Source organism: Serratia sp. J2, from assembly GCF_046269175.1.
In the GTDB taxonomy this organism is placed as follows: domain Bacteria; phylum Pseudomonadota; class Gammaproteobacteria; order Enterobacterales; family Enterobacteriaceae; genus Chania; species Chania fonticola_C.
The window spans coordinates 1-17492 of the sequence record NZ_JBKABN010000004.1; the positions used below are offsets into that span (position 1 = coordinate 1).

Here is a 17492-nt window from a genome sequence, read left to right on the forward strand (position 1 = left end):
ACCCAACCCTCTCCCTCAAGGGAGAGGGAGCTGAAACGGAGCAGCTGTCAGATGCTGAGCGACTCTGGAATAAAAGGAGTGGGTACAGAGTAATAACCAGTTACAGAAGCTAATTAGTGGCGAGCGCAGGAGTTGGCTGGTGGCACGGTTCGATCCCCTCTCCCTGTGGGAGAGGGTTAGGGTGAGGGCTAGCAACAGCACCGGATCATCCGCATCCACAGGTATTTATAGCGTATTAACCGTTTTATTTTTAAGGAGTTACCATCATGACAGGTTATTTTTCTTACGATGCGGACTGGCTGGAGCAACATCATGCGCTGCATACCGCCCGTGAGATTTGGCAGCAGCCGGACCTTTGGGCTGCCTTGCACCAGCAGTTGGTCGCCCAACAGGAGCAATGTTCCGCTTTCCTGACGCCGCTGCTGCAAAACCCGCGCCTGCAGATTGTGCTGTGCGGTGCTGGCAGTTCAGCCTTTGCCGGTCGGGCCTTGGCCCCATGGCTAAGGGAAAAAACCGGCCGAGATGTTGCGGCCTATGGCACCACCGATATCGTCGCCAATCCGCAGCAGTTTCTCGATCCATCACGCCCGACGCTGCTGGTCTCTTTCGCCCGTTCCGGCAACAGCCCGGAAAGCGTCGCCTCGGTGGCGCTGGCAGATCAACTGCTTCCCCAGTGCTATCACCTGATGCTGGTGTGCAACCCGGACAGCCAGTTGGCCAACTACGCGCACGGCCGTAAGAACGTCTGTGCCCTGGTGATGCCACAGGGCTCAAACGACCAGAGCTTTGCCATGACCTCCAGCTTCAGCTGCATGATGCTCAGCACCGCGCTGCTGTTAGGCCCCTATTCCCTGGACGCCGCCAAGCAACCACTGGTGCAAATGATCGAGCGCTGTAGAGAACTGCGTGAAACGCTGCAATCCCAAGTAAAAACCCTGGCCAGCAGCGGCTTTAGCCGTTACATCGTGCTCGGCAGTAGCTGTTTCACCGGCCTGGCGGAGGAAGCCTCGCTGAAAATGCTGGAACTGACCGCCGGGCAGATCGTCACCCGCTACGACTCGCCACTGGGCCTGCGTCACGGCCCTAAATTTATGGTCGATCCACAGACGTTGGTGCTACTGATGCTCTCCAGCAACCGCTATACCGAGCGTTATGAGCAGGATCTGTGGGACGAACTCCAGCGCGACGGTTTGGCCAAGCAAATGGTTGGCCTTGGTAATTCACCAACAGAGAAAACGGACCAGTCCGATTTGCATCATGCCGACGACGATATCTGGCTGTTATTCCCCTACCTGCTGTTCGCCCAAATGCTGGCGTTTGAAACCTCGCTGGCGCGCGGCCTGACGCCGGATAACCCTTGTCCAACCGGAGAGGTCAACCGAGTGGTAAAAGGCGTGACCATTTATCCCTACTCTGCTACCGAGCTGTAAGGAGCCGTTATGTACCTGATATCCAACCGTGAAATGCTGTTGAAAGCACAAAGGCAGGGCTATGCCGTACCGGCGTTCAACGTCCACAATCTTGAAACGGTGCAGGTAGTGGCAGAAACCGCCGCCGAACTGCAATCCCCGGTGATCATGGCCGGGACACCAGGCACCTTCAGCTATGCGGGTACCGACTATCTGGTGGGAATTTGCCGTTCGGCAGCCCAGCGCCATGACCTGCCGCTGGCACTGCATCTGGACCATCACGAAGAGCTCGAGGATATCGCCACCAAGGTCAGAGCCGGGATCCGTTCGGTAATGATCGATGGCTCGCACCTGCCTTTTGAGCAGAACATCGCGTTGGTTGCGCAAGCCGTCGCGTTATGCCATCGCTACGGGGCTAGCGTAGAAGCGGAGCTGGGCCGCCTGGGTGGCCAGGAAGACGATCTGATTGTCGATGCAGCAGACGGCTTTTATACCGATCCAAAAGCCGCCCGCGAGTTTGTCGCGGCGACCGGGATCGACTCCCTCGCCGTCGCCATTGGTTCGGCTCATGGGCTGTACCACGGGGAGCCCAAGCTGGATTTTGACCGTCTGGCGCTGATCCGCGAACAGCTGGAGATCCCGTTGGTGCTGCACGGTGCCTCCGGTATCCCGGAAGCGATGGTCAAGCGAGCCATCTCGCTGGGGGTGTGTAAAGTGAACGTGGCGACCGAACTCAAAATCGCCTTTGCCGATGCGGTGAAGAGCTATTTCTCGCAGCATCCGGAGGCCAACGATCCGCGTAAATACATCGTCCCGGGTAAATTGGCGATGAAAGAAGTGGTAGCAGAAAAGATCCGTATCTGTGGCAGCGCAGGTATGCTGTAACTCTAAAGAGTAGGATTAAGGGCCGCAGAATAACCATGAATATGCGGCCTTAACATTAATATCGCCATTTAAAGTCACACCCGTTATTATAAGCAGTATCAAAAGTAATAATTCTCACATTAACCCCTAAATTCCCCCCACTATGATCTAAATCATGGTTTTACTGCCTGCCCATCTCTACTATTAAATTCAATTAACGAACGATTGCTGTTATTATTATTTACTCAATACATTATAGTAACGTTGGAAATTAAATCATCAGGCAATGGAAGTTTATTTTTTAGACAATAATCGACTTTTTTGTTAATGGATGGTTTTACTTTATGCTAATAGGAATAGCTTATGAAATCTATTATTACTGCTTTGGCCATACTGGCAGCTTTACCACTTTCTGCCCATTCAAAACAAGATGTTAGCCACAACGCCATCTCAGGGAGCATCCAGTTTTCCGGCAAAATCAGCGCCCCAACCTGCGAGATTTCGCGCAATAATGGTCAGTATATATCCAGTTGCTATCGTGAAACCGCCTTCAATACCAATGAATTTATCCAAATGCCATTGGATAATATGGGTTCGGAATTAATGGGGAAACCTATTCGTGAATCGGTGTTTAATGACCCTTCTCTACAACGAATTACGTTAATTTACAATTAATCCTAATCGACGTAATTATGTCATACAATTAGCCATCGAAAATGACTTTGTGATTTTATAAACATTTTGGCGTTTCATCTCAGGGGTATACCTATTTGGGTGTACCCTGTTTTTTCCTATAGCCCCGCCCCATCAGCATGTCCGAAATCCGCCATCACATCCGGCTCTTTCATGTAATAATCGCCCTATCAAACGCAAGGAGTGAACAACATGCTGACCTTTTTTATTGATCGTATGCCGACGCCGGTCGGTGAACTGGTGTTGATCGGAGATGAGCAAGGACGGATGCGCGCGCTGGACTGGACCGATCACGAGGCTCGCCTGATGAAGCTGCTCAACAGCCACTATCGAGCCTCACCCTTCGTGATACAGGAGCGAGTCAACCCGGGCGGCCTGACGGAAGTGATGCAGCGCTATTTTGCTGGCGAGTTGGCAGCCATCGACACTGTGCCAGTGATGACTGCGGGCACCGAGTTCCAGCGCACCGTCTGGCAGCAACTGCGGCAAATTCCCTGTGGGGAGATCATCACCTACGGTGAATTGGCCAAGCGCATTGGCAGGCCAACCGCATCACGCGCAGTTGGCATGGCAAACGGCACTAACCCAATCAGTATCGTGGTGCCCTGCCACCGAGTGATCGGTTCACAGGGAGCGCTGACCGGTTACGCCGGAGGGGTGCAGCGCAAGCAATGGCTGCTGAAACATGAAGGTTTCCTGCCCCAGGATCTGATTTAATCGGCCAGCAGCGCCAACGCGCTCTCCTCATCCGTCACCAGGCCGTTGATCCAGCGGCCCAGCAAGGCGGCACGAATGGCCTGATGCTTTTCCGCGCCACCGGCTAGCGCAATCACCGGCTTTTCCGGCCGCTGGCGCAGATTGACGCTGGTCAGCCGCCGATCGAGTTCGCTGGCCACCCGCTGGCCTTGCGGATCGATAAAATGACCCAGCATTTCTGCCACCGCGTTAGATTCGCACAGGCGATCGACATCTTCTGCGGTGATAAACCCATCCTTGTGCAGCGGGCAGTGATATTCGATGGTGCCAATACCGATAAAGGTCACATCGGCCTGGCTGGCCTTGTCGTTCACCGTGCGGTAAATGCGGTGGTTGCACCACAGGGCGCGATCCTGTTCGCTATCGGCAAACAGCGGTGCGGGCAGGATAAAGTAGCGTCCCTGGGTTTTCTCTGCCATCCATAGCGGTACGTCATAACGGGTACAGGAGCCATCAGCCGCGATCGCACCAATCAGCGAGACGCAGCTATGCTGTGGCCGCTCCAATTCCGGCAGCTCATCGATCGCCGCCTTCAGGCTGCGGCCTGAACCAACCCCAATGTTCAATGGCTGTTCACTGCGCAAAAACTGCGCCATCACTTCAGCCCCGGCCACCGCCACCGCACGGTTTATCCCGGCACTCTCCATTCCTTGGCTAGGCACCACCTGGCAAAGCGTTAAGCCATAGCGTGCGCTAAGACGGGCCGATAACTCCATGCAGCGCCCTACCGGGTGGGAAATATTGACGCTGATCAGACCGCTGTCGATCGCCAATGCCACCAGCCGCTGCGCAACCTGGCGCGATACGCCCAACGCCTCGGCAATTTCATTCTGAGTCTGTCCGGCCACGTAATACATCCAGGCGGCTCGTGCCGCCTGATCCAGCTTCTTATCGTGTTTGACCATGTTATTTCACCCGCTACCCCTGATGGCCCCATTTTACTGGCATTCCTGCTGCTCGCAGAGGTCGATTTGCACATTTGTGAGCTAAAGCCCATTTAAAGGGCAAAAGTTTATTTACTCTATCGCCATTAACGGAGCAAATGCCCTACTAAAGGGCTATTGCCCTACAATAACCTTTAGTGGAGAACCTTATGAGCAAACCCGTGAACTCTTCTCAGGCCATTTGGCTGCATATCGGCGCCGGATCTTTCCATCGAGCTCATCAGGCGTGGTATCTACACCGGCTGATTGCAGCGGGCGATAGCCGCTGGTCAATTGCGCTTGCCAACATTCGCGATGACGCCACGCCGTTACTGGATACGCTGGCTGAGCAACAAGGCCAATACGTGCTGGAGACCGTCACTCCACAGGGCGTACGCCAGTATGAAACCATTACCTCCATCAGTAAGGTCATTCCCTGGGATAACGAACTGGCCGCGTTGACCGAACAGGGGGCCAAACCAGAAACCCGCGTCATTTCCTTCACCGTCACCGAAGGTGGCTATTATCTGGATAACCAGTTCAACCTGGATCGTGCTAACGCTGATATTCAGGCCGATCTGCTGGGCGCCTGCCGCACCATTTACGGCACCATGGCACAGCTGTTGGCGCGCAGAAAGCAGCTCAATGGTGACACTGTCACGTTATTGAACTGCGATAACCTGCGCCATAACGGTGAACGCTTCCGTCACGGCCTGATGCAGTTCCTGCAACTGCGCAAAGAGCCAGAGCTGATCGCCTGGATCGATAGCCACACCCGCTGCCCCAATACCATGGTTGACCGCATCACGCCACGGCCAGCGCCGGAAGTTGCCGAGCGCGTTGCCGAAGCCACCGGCTTCCAGGATCGTGCGCCAGTGATGGGCGAAGCCTTTATCCAATGGGTGATCGAAGATGATTTCATCAACGGACGGCCAGCATTAGAGAACGTCGGCGTCGAAATGGTTGAATCAGTGCTGCCCTATGAAGAAGCCAAGATCCGCATCCTCAACGCCAGCCATAGCTGTATTGCCTGGGCTGGCACGCTGATTGGCCAAAGCTTTATTCATGAAAGCACCGGCACCCCGGCCATCCACCAGTTGGCTTATGACTATGTGACCCAGGACGTGATCCCGTCCCTGACGCCTAGCCCGCTCGACTTGGCCGCCTACCGTGACGTGGTTCTGGAACGCTTTAGCAACCCCTATATTCGCGATACCAACCAGCGCGTCGCCGCCGACGGTTTTTCCAAAATCCCCGGTTTCATTACCCCAACGCTGCAAGAGTGTTATCAGCGCGGTCAGGAGCCGAAAGCCACGGCCATGCTGCCTGCTCTGTTCTTTGTCTTTATGCAGCGCTGGCACCAAGACCAACTGCCTTATGAATATCAGGACGGCATTCTGGACGCCGCCGCAGTCCACCAGATGTTCGAAGCGGCCGATCCGGTGGCAGTATTTGCCTCAGATGAGAAATTGTTCAGCACCTTGGCTCACAGCAGTGCCTTTAGCCAACTGCTGCGCCAATCCATCGATCGGGTTAACCACTGTCTGGCGCAATAAAGGGAGCGAACCATGTATCTAGGACTCGATTTAGGCACCTCAGAAATCAAAGCCGTGGTGATTGATGACCACGGCACTCTGATCGCCAGCGCCGGTGAACCGCTGGAAGTACAACGCCCGCATCCTCACTGGGCAGAGCAGGATCCGGCCGATTGGTGGCGAGCAACGCAGGCAGTGGTGAGCCGTTTACGCGCCAAAATTCCACAACAATGGCCGCAGATCCGCTCGCTGGGGCTTTCCGGCCAGATGCACGGTGCGGTTCTGCTCAACCGTGATAATCAGGTTTTGCGCCCGGCGATTTTATGGAATGACACTCGCAGCGCCGAACAATGCAAACAGTTGACGCAGAACGCACCAGAGTTGCATGACGTTGCCGGTAACCTGGCGATGCCGGGTTTCACCGCACCCAAGCTGTTATGGGTTGCCAAGCATGAACCGGATATCTTCGCGCAAATCGCCACCGTGCTGCTGCCCAAGGACTTCCTGCGCTGGATGATGAGTGGCGACAAGGTTTCGGATATGTCGGACGCGGCAGGTACGCTGTGGCTCGACGTCGGCAAGCGGGACTGGTCAGATTCCTTGCTTGCCGCCTGTGGCCTCAACCGCGATCAAATGCCACGTCTGGTAGAAGGCAGCGAAATCTCCGGCCAGTTGAAAGGCGATATTGCCCGCTCCTGGGGCCTTGCTGACAATATTATTATCGCCGGTGGCGGTGGAGATAACGCAGCCAGCGCGGTGGGCATTGGCGCGGTTAATCCAGGCGACGCGTTTATCTCGCTGGGGACGTCCGGCGTGCTGTTCGCCGTTAACGATCGCTTCCGCCCCAATCCACAATCCGCCGTCCATGCGTTTTGCCATGCCCTGCCTGAACGTTGGCATCAGATGAGCGTGATGCTTACCGCCGCCAGTGCCCTGCGCTGGTTCTGTCAACTGGTGGGCAGCAATGAACCCACGCTGTTGGCCGAAATCGCCCAGATGAACCTGGCGGAACAGCGCCTGGCCCCGGTCTTTCTGCCCTACCTGTCCGGTGAACGGACGCCGCACAACGATCCGCTGGCGACCGGTGCGTTCCACGGCCTGACCCACAGCCATCAGCGTGCGGCAATGGGCTATGCGGTGCTGGAAGGCGTGGCATTCGGCATGGCGGACGGCCTGGACGTACTTTCGCAAGCCGGAACCCGGCTGGATCAATGCTCACTGATTGGCGGCGGCGCTCGTAGCGAGCATTGGGCGCAACTGATGGCTGACGTGCTCGATCTGCCGGTGGTCACCCATCTTGGCGGAGAAGCCGGTGGCGCTTTAGGCGCGGCGCGGTTGGGATGGCTGGCAGCGGGTGGAACGGTGGATCAGGTTTGCCACAAACCCGCCATCGATCGGCGCTACTTGCCCGACGGTGAACGCCAACCTCTGCTCGCGGAACGTCTTGCCACCTACCGTCAGCTCTATCAACAACAATTGAACCTGCGCCGGGCATGATCCCGGCGCGGTAAAAAAATAATAAGACTGTACCCTTACACCTATCCTGGAGTTTGTTATGCCACAAACACATAAACACTGGTTCGGCCTGCCGATGAACCTGTTCTGGGGCTACATCGCCATCGCCATTTTCATGAGCGGCGACGGCTTTGAGATGGCTTTTCTGTCTAAACACATCACCGATATGGGGTTCACTCCGGCACAGTCGGCGCTGGTGTTTACCGTGTATGGACTGGCAGCGGCGCTGGCGGCCTGGAGTTCCGGCGTGGTGGCCGAAATCATCACGCCACAAAAGGCAATGCGCATCGGTTTTATCCTGTGGCTGGTGATGCACGTGCTGTTTATGCTGTTTGGCCTGGGGATGCGTAACTACCCGCTGATGTTGCTGTTTTACGGCATTCGTGGCCTGGCCTATCCGCTGTTTATCTATTCGTTTGTGATGTTGGTGGTACAGAACGTCCCTAAGCAGCAACTCTCTTCCGCGATGGGCTGGTTCTGGGCAATGTATTCGATCGGCATCGGCTGTGTCGGCAGCTATCTGCCCAGCTTTACCATTCCGTTGATGGGCGAAACCGGCACCCTGTGGTTTGCCATTGCATGGGTGGCGGCCGGTGGCTTGATGGCGATGTTCCTGCTGCGCAACGTGGGTGAGGCCAGCCCCAAGGCCGATCTGTCACCGCAGGAGAAACTCAAAGAGCTTTCCCGCGCGGTGACGATCCTGTTCACCAACCGCAATATCTTCCTCTCCTGCCTGATCCGTATCATCAACACGCTGTCGCTGTTTGGCTTTGCGGTGATTATGCCGATGCTGTATGTAGGCCGGCTGGGCTTTAGCATGTCAGAGTGGCTGCAAATTTGGGCGGTGTTCTTCTTTGTCACCATCTTCACCAACATTATGTGGGGCATTCTGGGGGAGAAAATCGGTTGGCTGCGCCAGGTGCGCTGGTTTGGCTGCATCGGTTGCGCCATCTCCAGCCTGGCGTTTTACTACCTGCCGGTACATTTTGGCCATAACTTCTGGATCGCGCTGGTGCCAGCAGTCATGCTTGGGATCACCGTTGCGGCCTTCGTCCCCATGACCGCAGTATTCCCGGTGCTGGAACCCAACCATAAAGGCGCAGCCATCTCGATCTATAACCTTTCCGCTGGCCTGAGCAACTTCGCGGCCCCGGCCATCGCCTCTATAGTGCTACCCTTCTTTGATATCGAAGGCGTGGTGTGGGTATATACCGGTTTGTATCTGGTGGCGGCGGTGTTGACGCTGATCGTCAAAGTCGACCAGCCAGGACATAACAACGTCCCGCGCTATGTTCCGGCTAATGATGCTTTGGCTAAAAATAGTGCCTGACGTTTAAAGACGGGCGCTGCTGCGCCCGTTCGCCCTACGCAGAGTTTTACCTGGGAACATAATCAGGAGGCACGCTGCTGTCTGGTGCAGGAGAATAATCCGGCGGCGCCGAACGAAGGTCCGATTGCTGATAATCATAGCCCGCCGGTACTTGATCGCCTCGAGCATACATACACTGGGTATAGGCAATATCATATTGCTGTTGCAGATCGTCCGAACGGCGTTGTCCTGCACTACTTCCTACCGCGCTGCCCAGTAATAATCCGCTCCCCGCCCCGATCGCCGCTCCGGCTCCAGCATCACCCGTCGCGGCCCCAATCAGCGCCCCGGCCGCCGCACCCAGTACCGTTCCTGCCGCTGCCGACCCCACGGCGTTATTAGTGGCCGCTTGTGTCCCGCCGCTGATGCTGGTCTGCGCACTATTGCGGCACAAAGCATCATCACGGTTAAATTGCTGATAGCTCTTGCCACTGCCTGGCAATACTGTCACTTCCGGGCCCGTTGGCGGGGAAACGCATCCCACCAGCAAGACGCCGCCAGCGACCAGACTTACCGCCAGAGATAATTTCATTGCCATTTATCACCTGCTTTACCGTGGGGGAGCCGCATCGGGTACCACTTTCAGCCAGCCGGACGCGCAACGCGGAATCTGCGGATAGTACCCAGCCGGGCTACGGCAGTAATACGCATAATTCGGCGCTTTTTCGACATAGGTTTGACTTGGTGCCGGAGCTACGTAAACCGTTGGCGGGGCCTCGTAGTAGACCGGTGGCGGCCCCAGTGGCACATCCAGGATCACCGGTGGGCCGTAGTAATGCGGGCCATAATAACCATGTTCGTAATAACCATGGCCGTAATAGCCATAGGCAAAAGACGGGCTGCTGGCAGACATCAGCCCCCCGAGACACAGCAATAAAGCCATGACTTTTTTCATAATCAACTCCCTGCTAAGGCATTAATTGCTTCAATTGCTTCGTTACCCTAAGCATAGTGCGGTTCACAGAGGGATCGTGGGTTGAGATTAGGGGGAATGTGCTAAGCAATACGCCAAATTTGTGTTGAAATATTGATTTGTTAATAACCGTTACATTCGCGGACGAAAACTATCAAACCGTCGATGTCCATGTAAAAACCAAGACTAATCGCAAAAACCCGATGATACTGCGGGACTTATTCGTTTTTTATATGGCTTTAGTCAACTTCAGCTTGGCTTTTACGAAGTCGATAAATCACTACACATCAGTATGCTACAGAATGAGGAGTAACAGCTCAGTTTAAAAATCACACAAATTGTCGCTGCTCTTGTTCTTGCTGTACTTATCACCTGCCTCAAAAGATGTTAAAATTGACTCATATCAATTATTGCGTGAGCTTAATCTATGATCCCGGAAAAACGCGTGATTCGTCGTATCCAGTCTGGTGGTTGTGCGATCCATTGCCAAGACTGCAGCATCAGCCAGCTGTGTATTCCTTTTACGCTGAATACGCATGAGCTGGACCAACTCGACAACATCATCGAGAGGAAAAAGCCGATCCAGAAAGGCCAAACGCTGTTTAAAGCCGGTGACGAACTGAAATCACTGTATGCCATCCGCTCCGGGACCATCAAAAGCTACACCATCACCGAACAGGGTGACGAACAAATTACTGGCTTCCACCTGGCGGGCGATCTGGTAGGCTTTGACGCCATCGGTGGCCTGAAGCACCCAAGCTTCGCTCAGGCGCTGGAAACGTCCATGGTCTGTGAAATCCCGTTTGAAACGCTGGACGACCTTTCGGGCAAAATGCCTAATCTGCGCCAGCAAATCATGCGTTTGATGAGCGGTGAGATCAAAGGTGACCAGGATATGATCCTGCTGCTGTCGAAGAAGAACGCCGAAGAGCGCCTGGCCGCTTTCGTGTATAACCTGTCGCACCGCTTTGCCGAACGTGGCTTCTCACCGCGTGAGTTCCGTTTGACCATGACCCGAGGTGATATCGGCAACTATCTGGGCCTGACGGTGGAAACCATCAGCCGCCTGTTGGGGCGTTTCCAGAAAAGCGAAATCCTCAGCGTGAAAGGCAAATACATCACCATCGAAAACGCAGACGCCCTGTCACAACTGGCGGGTGCCGCACGCATCAACGTCTCCGTAAGCGCCTGACCCCTACTGGGCCAATAATTCGCTGAAATTGTTGGCCTAGCCCCCCTCTGCCGCTGTTCTGTTTTTCAATGTTGGGTTACTCTGTATGTGAACAGACTGTTGATCTACAGCTGTAAGGAGGCCCTATGGCGAAGTATCAGAATCTACTGGTGGCTATTGACCCCAATCAGGACGATCAACCGGCACTGCGCCGGGCAGTTTACCTGATCAAGCGGAACGGTGGGCGGATTAAGGCCTTCCTTCCTATCTATGATTTCTCTTACGAAATGACCACCCTGCTTTCCCCTGACGAAAGAACGGCAATGCGGCAAGGGGTGATCAGCCAACGGGCGGCGTGGATTAAAGAGCAATGCCGCTTCTATCTTGAAGACGGTGTCCCCATTGAAATCAAAGTGGTATGGCACAATCGGCCCTATGAGGCGATCATTCAGGAAGTGCTGAGCGGCAACCATGATTTACTGCTGAAAATGGCCCATCAGCACGACAGACTGGAATCGGTAATTTTCACCCCGACAGACTGGCATCTGCTGCGCAAATGTCCTTGCCCGGTGTGGATGGTCAAAGACCAACCTTGGCCAGAAGGAGGTAAAGCGTTGGTGGCGGTTAATCTATCCAGCGAAGAACCTTATCATGACCCACTCAATATCCGGCTGGTGAAGGAAACGCTCGAGCTGGCGCAAAACGTCAATCAAACCGAAGTGCACCTGGTGGGTGCCTACCCAGTCACCCCAATCAACATCGCCATCGAACTGCCCGATTTTGACCCCAGCATCTATAACGACGCGATCCGCGGGCAGCATCTGATCGCCATGAAGGCGTTAAGGCAGAAATTCCACATCAACGAAGAATTCACCCACGTGGAGAAAGGCCTGCCGGAGGAAGTGATCCCGGATTTGGCCGAGCATTTGCAAGCGGGCGTAGTGGTGTTAGGTAGCTTGGGGCGCACCGGTATTTCTGCCGCGTTTATCGGCAATACCGCGGAACAGGTGATCGACCATCTGAAATGTGACCTGCTGGTGCTCAAACCGGATGACTTCGACTGCCCGATCGTAATGGATGAAGACGACGAGCACGACGATGAGGATTGATTTCGGTACGTTATAAAAACAAACAGGGCCCAATCGGGCCCTGTTTTACATTCTAGGGGTAGAAATTAAAGCTCTACCACATCGAAACGCACGTCTGGATTAACGTCCGCGTCATAGTCCACTTCTTCCAGACCAAAACCGAACAGGCGCAGGAACTCCTGCTTGTAGCCGGTGTAGTCGGTCAGTTCACTCAGGTTTTCCGAAGTGATTGACGGCCACAGATCGCGGCAGGCCTGCTGCACATCATCACGCAGTTCCCAGTCATCCATACGGATACGGGCATGATCGTCCAGCGGCATCTCTTCGCCGTACAGACGGGTGTGCATCAAACGGGAAACCTGTTCCATGCAGCCTTCGTGGATGCCCTTCTCTTTCATGATCTTGAAAGCCATGGAGATATACAGCGGCATTACCGGAATGGCTGAAGAAGCCTGGGTGACCACGGATTTCAGCACGGCAACGTGTGCGGTGCCGCCCTTGGCAGCCAGGTCGCCACGGATAGCGGTTGCTGCACGATCCAAATCTTCTTTGGCGCGGCCCAAAGTACCGTGCCAGTAGATTGGCCAGGTCAGATCGGTACCGATATAAGAGTAGGCAACAGACTTGGCCCCTTCGGCCAGCACGCCCGCTTCTTCCAGCGCCGACATCCACAGTTCCCAATCCTGGCCGCCCATCACGGTGATGGTGTTCTGGATTTCTTCTTCACTGGCCGGTTCAACAGTGGCGGTGATGATTTGGTCTTTGTTGGTGTCGATAGCGGTGGTGGTGTAAACCTCACCGATTGGCTTCAGCGCGGAACGCACTACTTCGCCAGTATCTGGCATTTTACGCACCGGCGAAGCCAGCGAGTAAACCACCAAATCGATCTGGCCCAGGTCGGCTTTGATCAGCTCAATTACCTTGGCGCGGCATTCGTTGGAGAAAGCATCACCATTGACGCTTTTCGCGTACAGGCCAGCTTCTTTAGCGGCTTTGTCAAAAGCGGCCGAGTTGTACCAGCCAGCGGTGGCGGTTTTGCTTTCGCTGCCCGCTTTCTCGAAGAATACGCCGATGGTGGCGGCGTCGCTGCCAAAGGCGGTAGCAATACGGGAAGCCAGACCATAACCGGTAGATGCACCGATCACCAGCACACGTTTAGGGCCATTGGCAATCTTGCCCTGCGCCTTGGTGTAGGCAATCTGACGACGAACATTGGCTTCACAACCGACCGGATGAGTGGTGGTGCAGATAAAGCCGCGAACCTTAGGTTTGATAATCATATGGGTCTAGGATCCGTTAAAGGGATGAAATCGGGACATAAGATAACTCATTGTGTCCCTTTTTTGTGATCTGATGTGTTGGATTGCACAAATGTTGCGCAAATCTTGTTAAATTAAGCACAAATTCCGTCTGGGATCTGTCTTGTTAAGCATAATCACCCCTGCGTCACAAACCCCAACTCCTGAGAGATGCGCCGCGTTGTCTCCAGCAGCGGTTTCATCAACGACTGCACGCCAACCTGTTGCAGCTTGGCCGTAGGCAGCGAAACCGAAACGGAATAAGGCACCCGCTGCTGAATATCGAACACCGGGGCAGCAATACAGGACACGCCCAGCTCGTTTTCTTCGCGATCCATCGCCACGCCCTGCTTGCGGATATCCGCCAACTCCTCATACATCTTCGGCAATTCGGTAATGGTGTTACGCGTTAGCACCTGGATCTCCTGCTGGTGGGTTTGCCAATAGTGATCCGGGTAGTCGCTCTTGCCATAGGCCATGAAAATTTTACCCATCGCCGAACAATACAGCGGCATATGTTGGCCGATATAGGCGCGGGTACGCATCATGCCGGTGGTCGGTTCCAGCTTGTAGATCAAAATCACGTGATCGTCTTCCCGGCTGGAGAAGTTGACCGTTTCCCCCACTTCCAGGTTCAACTGCTCCAAATGCGGCGCAGCGACATGGATGATATTCAGTGAAGAAAGCGCCTTTTGACCAATAGAAATGAATTTGGTGGTCAGGCGGTAACTGCCTGGGGAAGGCGCCTGCGTAACATAACCGCTGGTATGCAGCCCTTGTAACAGGCGATGCACGGTGCTTTTGTTCATCTCTGCCAGCTCGGACAGGTGTGCCAGCGGGCAGCCATTAGGGAAATTGCTCAATATTTCAATCAGCTGCAAACCACGAAACAGGCTTTGGCTGCCAAGGGGTTTGTCTTTTTTGTCATCTTTTTCGTCAACAGCTTTCAGGCTCATAGCGAAGTCTCTCCATTGTTGAGCCGCCAGCCGTTGCCACGGCGTAAGAAGCGGACCTACTGAGGAGAATGTTACTCCATGGGTCGCATCAGGTGAAGTTGGAACGCCGTATCATTTTCAGTAACGGGGTTAAAACCCGCAACATTCCGGTAACCTTATAAGTGAGTTATGCGTCACAAATTGACAAAATTAAAAATAATCCATTGTTTATTAAAGAGAATTAAAACCGTCCCGGCTTTGCTTTAGCACGACGTTAGGCATATCATTTTTGAAATCTGATTTCGCATAATGAAATTTAGGGTTGTTTTAAACAGCAGCGGTTTACTTATTGGCATCGCGCTAATTGCGCGAACCGACACAGGGGCGCATCACAATGACTCAAGGCAATGCGGATCAACCCATTCTTACGCTCAGCCATATCGTCAAGCGTTTTGGCGGCAACATCGCAGTTAACGACGTCAGCCTGCAGGTGATGCCCGGCGAAGTGCTGGCGCTGCTAGGAGAAAACGGCGCAGGTAAATCTACGTTGATCAAAGTCCTGGCCGGAGTGTATCCGCGCGATGGCGGTGACATCCACTTTCAAGGTAACAGCATTGCCTCGGCCGCGGCGATTAAAAGTGATAGCCGCCAGCCGATTGCCTTTATCCATCAGGATCTGGGCCTGATTGAATGGATGACGGTAGCGGAGAACATGGCGCTGGTAATGGGATTTCCCCGCCGTTTCGGGCTGATCGACTGGCGTGCCATTCGCCGCCGTGCGCTGGAAGCCTTGCAGGACGTTGGGATTGCCCTGGACCCAGACGCACGCGTATTTGAGCTTTCCCGCACGGAGAAATCGTTGCTGGCCATTGCCAGAGCGGTGGCGGTGAATGCTGAACTGCTGGTGCTTGATGAGCCCACCGCTTCCCTACCCGCCAACGACGTACGCCACCTGTTTACGGTGATCAACCGTCTACGCGCCAAAAAGGTCGGCATGATTTACGTCACCCATCGCCTGGATGAAGTGATTGAAATTGCCGATCGGGTTTGCGTGATGCGTGATGGCCGCTACGTTGCCGGAGGCAACACCGCCGACTATTCCCTGCGCGATCTGGTACAGATGATCGTGGGTGAAGCGATGGCGGAAGATCAGCGCGAACCGCTGCCGCAGCACCAACCACCGGTTTTGCAACTGCATAACGTCAGCGTCGGGGATATCGGCCCGGTCAGCTTCGAATTGCAGCCGGGTGAAATGCTCGCTCTTGCCGGGCTGCGCGGTGCTGGTCAGGAAGAGATTGGCCGCCTGCTGTTCGGCCTGCGCCAGCGAGACAGCGGCGAAATCGAGTTCCGCGATAAACCTTACACCGCCAGCACCCCACAGCAGGCAATGGCATGTGGCGTGTCTCTGGTTGCAGGCGATCGCACCGGCGAAAGCCTGGTGATGTCGATGAGCGTACGGGAAAACCTGTTTATCAACCCCTGTGCCAGCGGCCATAAGCTGTTCTCGCGCTATAGCCGCCGCGCCGAAATCGGGGCCAGTTGGTGGAAGGTACAACTGTTCGACGTGCGGCCAAAGGACGTCAATATCGATATCAGCGCCCTGTCCGGCGGCAATCAGCAAAAAGTGGTGATGGCCCGCTGGATGCATCTTGCGGCACCGTTGCTGATCCTGGAAGACCCCACCGCCGGGGTCGACGTGGGCGCCCGCGCCGAAATCTATCATCTGTTAAATAAATCCCTGGCAGCCGGCGTGGCGGTATTGGTGATCTCCAACGATTTTGAAGAGATCGCGCATATCTGTAACCGCGCCCTGGTGTTTAACCGGGGGAAAGTGATGGGCGAGTTGAAGAACCAGCAGGTCTCGTTCGCCAATTTATTGGAGCTGGCCTCTGCCAGCGCCGGGGAAGCCGTTGTGGAGGAATACCATGTCGAATAAAACGTCCGTCAAATCAACGGCGCTGGAGCAGCGTGTCAGCCTGGGGCAGGACGGCCTTGGCCCATGGCTGATGCAAATCATCACCCGCTACGGCCTGCTGTTGCTGTGTATTGCGCTGGTGATCGTCTTCTCACTCACCACGCCGTCGTTCGCCTCGATGCTGACGGTACAGGCGATCCTCTCCAGCAAGGCCAAGATCGCCCTGCTGGCGCTGGCGGCTACCATTCCGATGATCGTCGGCAAGATCGACCTGAACGTCGGTTTCGGTATCGTGCTGTGGCACATCCTGGCGATCACCTTGCAGGTGGAATATGGCTTCTCCTGGCAGATGGCGGTGCTGACCGTGCTGGTCATTTCCGCGCTATACGGCCTGCTTAACGGCATCCTGGTGGCGCTGGCGGATATCGACAGCTTCGTGGCCACCCTGGGTTCAGGCACCGTGCTGTATGCGGTGGCGCTGTGGCACTCCGGCGGGCGGCAGATTGTCGGCGACTTGCCTGACGCCTTTATCGCCTTGCATCACACCGAAATTGCCGGGATCCCGATTGTGGCCTTTTACGTGCTGATCGTCGCCGTCATCCTGTGGCTGATCACCGAACACACCCCGCTGGGCCGCTGCATGTATGCGGTAGGCGGCAATCCGGCTGCGGCGCGGCTCAACGGGATTTCGGTCAATCGCTTTACCATTGGCGCCTTTATCGCCTCGAGCGTGCTCACCGGTTTTAGCGGCGTGCTGATCGCTGCCGAACAGGGCGTAGGCCAGGCCAGCGTCGGAATGGATTATCTGTTACCCGCCTTGGTGGGCGCATTCCTCGGTAGTACCACTATTCGCCCAGGGCGGGTGAACGTCTGGGGCACCGTGGTCGGCATTGCCATTCTGGCGATCGGCATCGCGGGGATCCAGCAGTTTGGTGGGGAGTTCTGGGTCGAACCGTTATTCAACGGCGCCACGCTGCTGCTGTCCATCACGCTGGCGGGCTATGCCCAACGCCGTCGGTTACTCAATCAGAAAGCAGTACAACACAGTCAGGCGGCATCTGCCGACAACAACAACCAAAAAGCGATCAATCCTTAATCAGGAGCACAG

General features: G+C 55.1%; 16 protein-coding genes. 11 read left to right on the top strand and 5 right to left on the bottom strand.

Annotation, left to right across the window (positions count from 1 at the left end):
* Positions 1 to 266 precede the first annotated feature (266 nt).
* The 4 genes from ACKWMY_RS05290 (at position 267) to ogt (ending at position 3683) form a co-directional block, all read left to right on the top strand.
* Positions 267 to 1430, top strand: a complete 1164-nt coding sequence (locus ACKWMY_RS05290) for an SIS domain-containing protein (protein WP_211135769.1) — start codon at positions 267 to 269, stop codon at positions 1428 to 1430.
* A gap of 9 nt (positions 1431 to 1439) precedes the next feature.
* The gene (locus ACKWMY_RS05295) at positions 1440 to 2294 is read left to right on the top strand and encodes a tagatose bisphosphate family class II aldolase (RefSeq protein WP_024486999.1); all 855 of its coding nucleotides are present in this window, start codon (positions 1440 to 1442) and stop codon (positions 2292 to 2294) included.
* A 342-nt stretch (positions 2295 to 2636) separates the two neighbouring features.
* Entirely contained in the window at positions 2637 to 2948 is a 312-nt protein-coding gene (locus ACKWMY_RS05300; protein WP_024530139.1) for a hypothetical protein, read from the top strand.
* Between the two features lie 210 nt (positions 2949 to 3158).
* Positions 3159 to 3683: a methylated-DNA--[protein]-cysteine S-methyltransferase gene (ogt, locus tag ACKWMY_RS05305; RefSeq protein WP_024530140.1), complete on the top strand. Its 525-nt coding sequence runs from the start codon at positions 3159 to 3161 to the stop codon at positions 3681 to 3683.
* Here the strand turns inward: ogt and ACKWMY_RS05310 are convergent.
* Positions 3680 to 4627 carry a sugar-binding transcriptional regulator gene (locus tag ACKWMY_RS05310; protein WP_024530141.1) on the bottom strand — a complete coding sequence of 316 codons (948 nt, stop codon included), beginning with the start codon at positions 4625 to 4627 and terminating at the stop codon, positions 3680 to 3682. The genes ogt and ACKWMY_RS05310 overlap by 4 nt on opposite strands.
* A 188-nt stretch (positions 4628 to 4815) precedes the next feature.
* Between ACKWMY_RS05310 and dalD the strand changes: the two genes are divergently transcribed.
* Genes dalD through ACKWMY_RS05325 form a run of 3 tightly spaced genes read left to right on the top strand, consistent with a single transcriptional unit; the run spans position 4816 to position 9025 of the window.
* Entirely contained in the window at positions 4816 to 6201 is a 1386-nt protein-coding gene (gene dalD, locus ACKWMY_RS05315) for a D-arabinitol 4-dehydrogenase (RefSeq protein ID WP_074029122.1), read from the top strand.
* A 12-nt stretch (positions 6202 to 6213) separates the two neighbouring features.
* Positions 6214 to 7677 carry a xylulokinase gene (gene xylB, locus ACKWMY_RS05320; RefSeq protein ID WP_074029124.1) on the top strand — a complete coding sequence of 488 codons (1464 nt, stop codon included), beginning with the start codon at positions 6214 to 6216 and terminating at the stop codon, positions 7675 to 7677.
* A 58-nt stretch (positions 7678 to 7735) separates the two neighbouring features.
* A complete protein-coding gene (locus ACKWMY_RS05325) occupies positions 7736 to 9025 on the top strand; it encodes an MFS transporter (protein WP_024486037.1) in 1290 nt (429 codons plus the stop codon).
* A gap of 46 nt (positions 9026 to 9071) precedes the next feature.
* Here ACKWMY_RS05325 and ACKWMY_RS05330 read toward each other — a convergent pair whose 3' ends face one another.
* The gene (locus ACKWMY_RS05330; protein ID WP_256714175.1) at positions 9072 to 9602 is read right to left on the bottom strand and encodes a glycine zipper family protein; all 531 of its coding nucleotides are present in this window, start codon (positions 9600 to 9602) and stop codon (positions 9072 to 9074) included.
* A gap of 12 nt (positions 9603 to 9614) precedes the next feature.
* The gene (locus ACKWMY_RS05335; protein WP_074029126.1) at positions 9615 to 9959 is read right to left on the bottom strand and encodes a hypothetical protein; all 345 of its coding nucleotides are present in this window, start codon (positions 9957 to 9959) and stop codon (positions 9615 to 9617) included.
* 445 nt (positions 9960 to 10404) lie between these two features.
* On the opposite strand from ACKWMY_RS05335, the gene ACKWMY_RS05340 reads away from it, so the two are divergent.
* Together ACKWMY_RS05340 and uspE are read left to right on the top strand one after the other, a co-directional pair.
* The gene (locus tag ACKWMY_RS05340; protein WP_021177882.1) at positions 10405 to 11169 is read left to right on the top strand and encodes an FNR family transcription factor; all 765 of its coding nucleotides are present in this window, start codon (positions 10405 to 10407) and stop codon (positions 11167 to 11169) included.
* Between the two features lie 125 nt (positions 11170 to 11294).
* Entirely contained in the window at positions 11295 to 12257 is a 963-nt protein-coding gene (gene uspE, locus ACKWMY_RS05345; RefSeq protein ID WP_024530144.1) for a universal stress protein UspE, read from the top strand.
* A 65-nt stretch (positions 12258 to 12322) separates the two neighbouring features.
* On the opposite strand, the gene fabV is transcribed toward uspE, so the two are convergent.
* Positions 12323 to 13516, bottom strand: a complete 1194-nt coding sequence (fabV, locus tag ACKWMY_RS05350) for an enoyl-ACP reductase FabV (protein WP_021177880.1) — start codon at positions 13514 to 13516, stop codon at positions 12323 to 12325.
* Between the two features lie 155 nt (positions 13517 to 13671).
* Positions 13672 to 14490 carry an IclR family transcriptional regulator gene (locus ACKWMY_RS05355; RefSeq protein WP_024530145.1) on the bottom strand — a complete coding sequence of 273 codons (819 nt, stop codon included), beginning with the start codon at positions 14488 to 14490 and terminating at the stop codon, positions 13672 to 13674.
* Between the two features lie 373 nt (positions 14491 to 14863).
* Here ACKWMY_RS05355 and ACKWMY_RS05360 point away from each other — a divergent pair, with 373 nt between their 5' ends.
* The gene (locus tag ACKWMY_RS05360; protein WP_309046567.1) at positions 14864 to 16405 is read left to right on the top strand and encodes a sugar ABC transporter ATP-binding protein; all 1542 of its coding nucleotides are present in this window, start codon (positions 14864 to 14866) and stop codon (positions 16403 to 16405) included.
* Entirely contained in the window at positions 16395 to 17480 is a 1086-nt protein-coding gene (locus tag ACKWMY_RS05365) for an ABC transporter permease (protein ID WP_309046568.1), read from the top strand. The genes ACKWMY_RS05360 and ACKWMY_RS05365 overlap by 11 nt, the downstream gene beginning before the upstream one ends.
* The last annotated feature ends 12 nt before the right edge of the window (positions 17481 to 17492 follow it).

Coding starts and splice junctions, on each gene's coding strand:
- ACKWMY_RS05340 (WP_021177882.1), top strand. CDS start 10,405: ATGATCCCGGAAAAACGCGTGATTCGTCGTATCCAGTCTGGTGGTTGT.
- ACKWMY_RS05355 (WP_024530145.1), bottom strand. CDS start 14,490: ATGAGCCTGAAAGCTGTTGACGAAAAAGATGACAAAAAAGACAAACCC.
- ACKWMY_RS05360 (WP_309046567.1), top strand. CDS start 14,864: ATGACTCAAGGCAATGCGGATCAACCCATTCTTACGCTCAGCCATATC.
- fabV (WP_021177880.1), bottom strand. CDS start 13,516: ATGATTATCAAACCTAAGGTTCGCGGCTTTATCTGCACCACCACTCAT.
- ogt (WP_024530140.1), top strand. CDS start 3,159: ATGCTGACCTTTTTTATTGATCGTATGCCGACGCCGGTCGGTGAACTG.
- ACKWMY_RS05310 (WP_024530141.1), bottom strand. CDS start 4,627: ATGGTCAAACACGATAAGAAGCTGGATCAGGCGGCACGAGCCGCCTGG.
- dalD (WP_074029122.1), top strand. CDS start 4,816: ATGAGCAAACCCGTGAACTCTTCTCAGGCCATTTGGCTGCATATCGGC.
- ACKWMY_RS05365 (WP_309046568.1), top strand. CDS start 16,395: ATGTCGAATAAAACGTCCGTCAAATCAACGGCGCTGGAGCAGCGTGTC.
- ACKWMY_RS05325 (WP_024486037.1), top strand. CDS start 7,736: ATGCCACAAACACATAAACACTGGTTCGGCCTGCCGATGAACCTGTTC.
- ACKWMY_RS05290 (WP_211135769.1), top strand. CDS start 267: ATGACAGGTTATTTTTCTTACGATGCGGACTGGCTGGAGCAACATCAT.
- ACKWMY_RS05295 (WP_024486999.1), top strand. CDS start 1,440: ATGTACCTGATATCCAACCGTGAAATGCTGTTGAAAGCACAAAGGCAG.
- ACKWMY_RS05335 (WP_074029126.1), bottom strand. CDS start 9,959: ATGAAAAAAGTCATGGCTTTATTGCTGTGTCTCGGGGGGCTGATGTCT.
- ACKWMY_RS05330 (WP_256714175.1), bottom strand. CDS start 9,602: ATGGCAATGAAATTATCTCTGGCGGTAAGTCTGGTCGCTGGCGGCGTC.
- xylB (WP_074029124.1), top strand. CDS start 6,214: ATGTATCTAGGACTCGATTTAGGCACCTCAGAAATCAAAGCCGTGGTG.
- ACKWMY_RS05300 (WP_024530139.1), top strand. CDS start 2,637: ATGAAATCTATTATTACTGCTTTGGCCATACTGGCAGCTTTACCACTT.
- uspE (WP_024530144.1), top strand. CDS start 11,295: ATGGCGAAGTATCAGAATCTACTGGTGGCTATTGACCCCAATCAGGAC.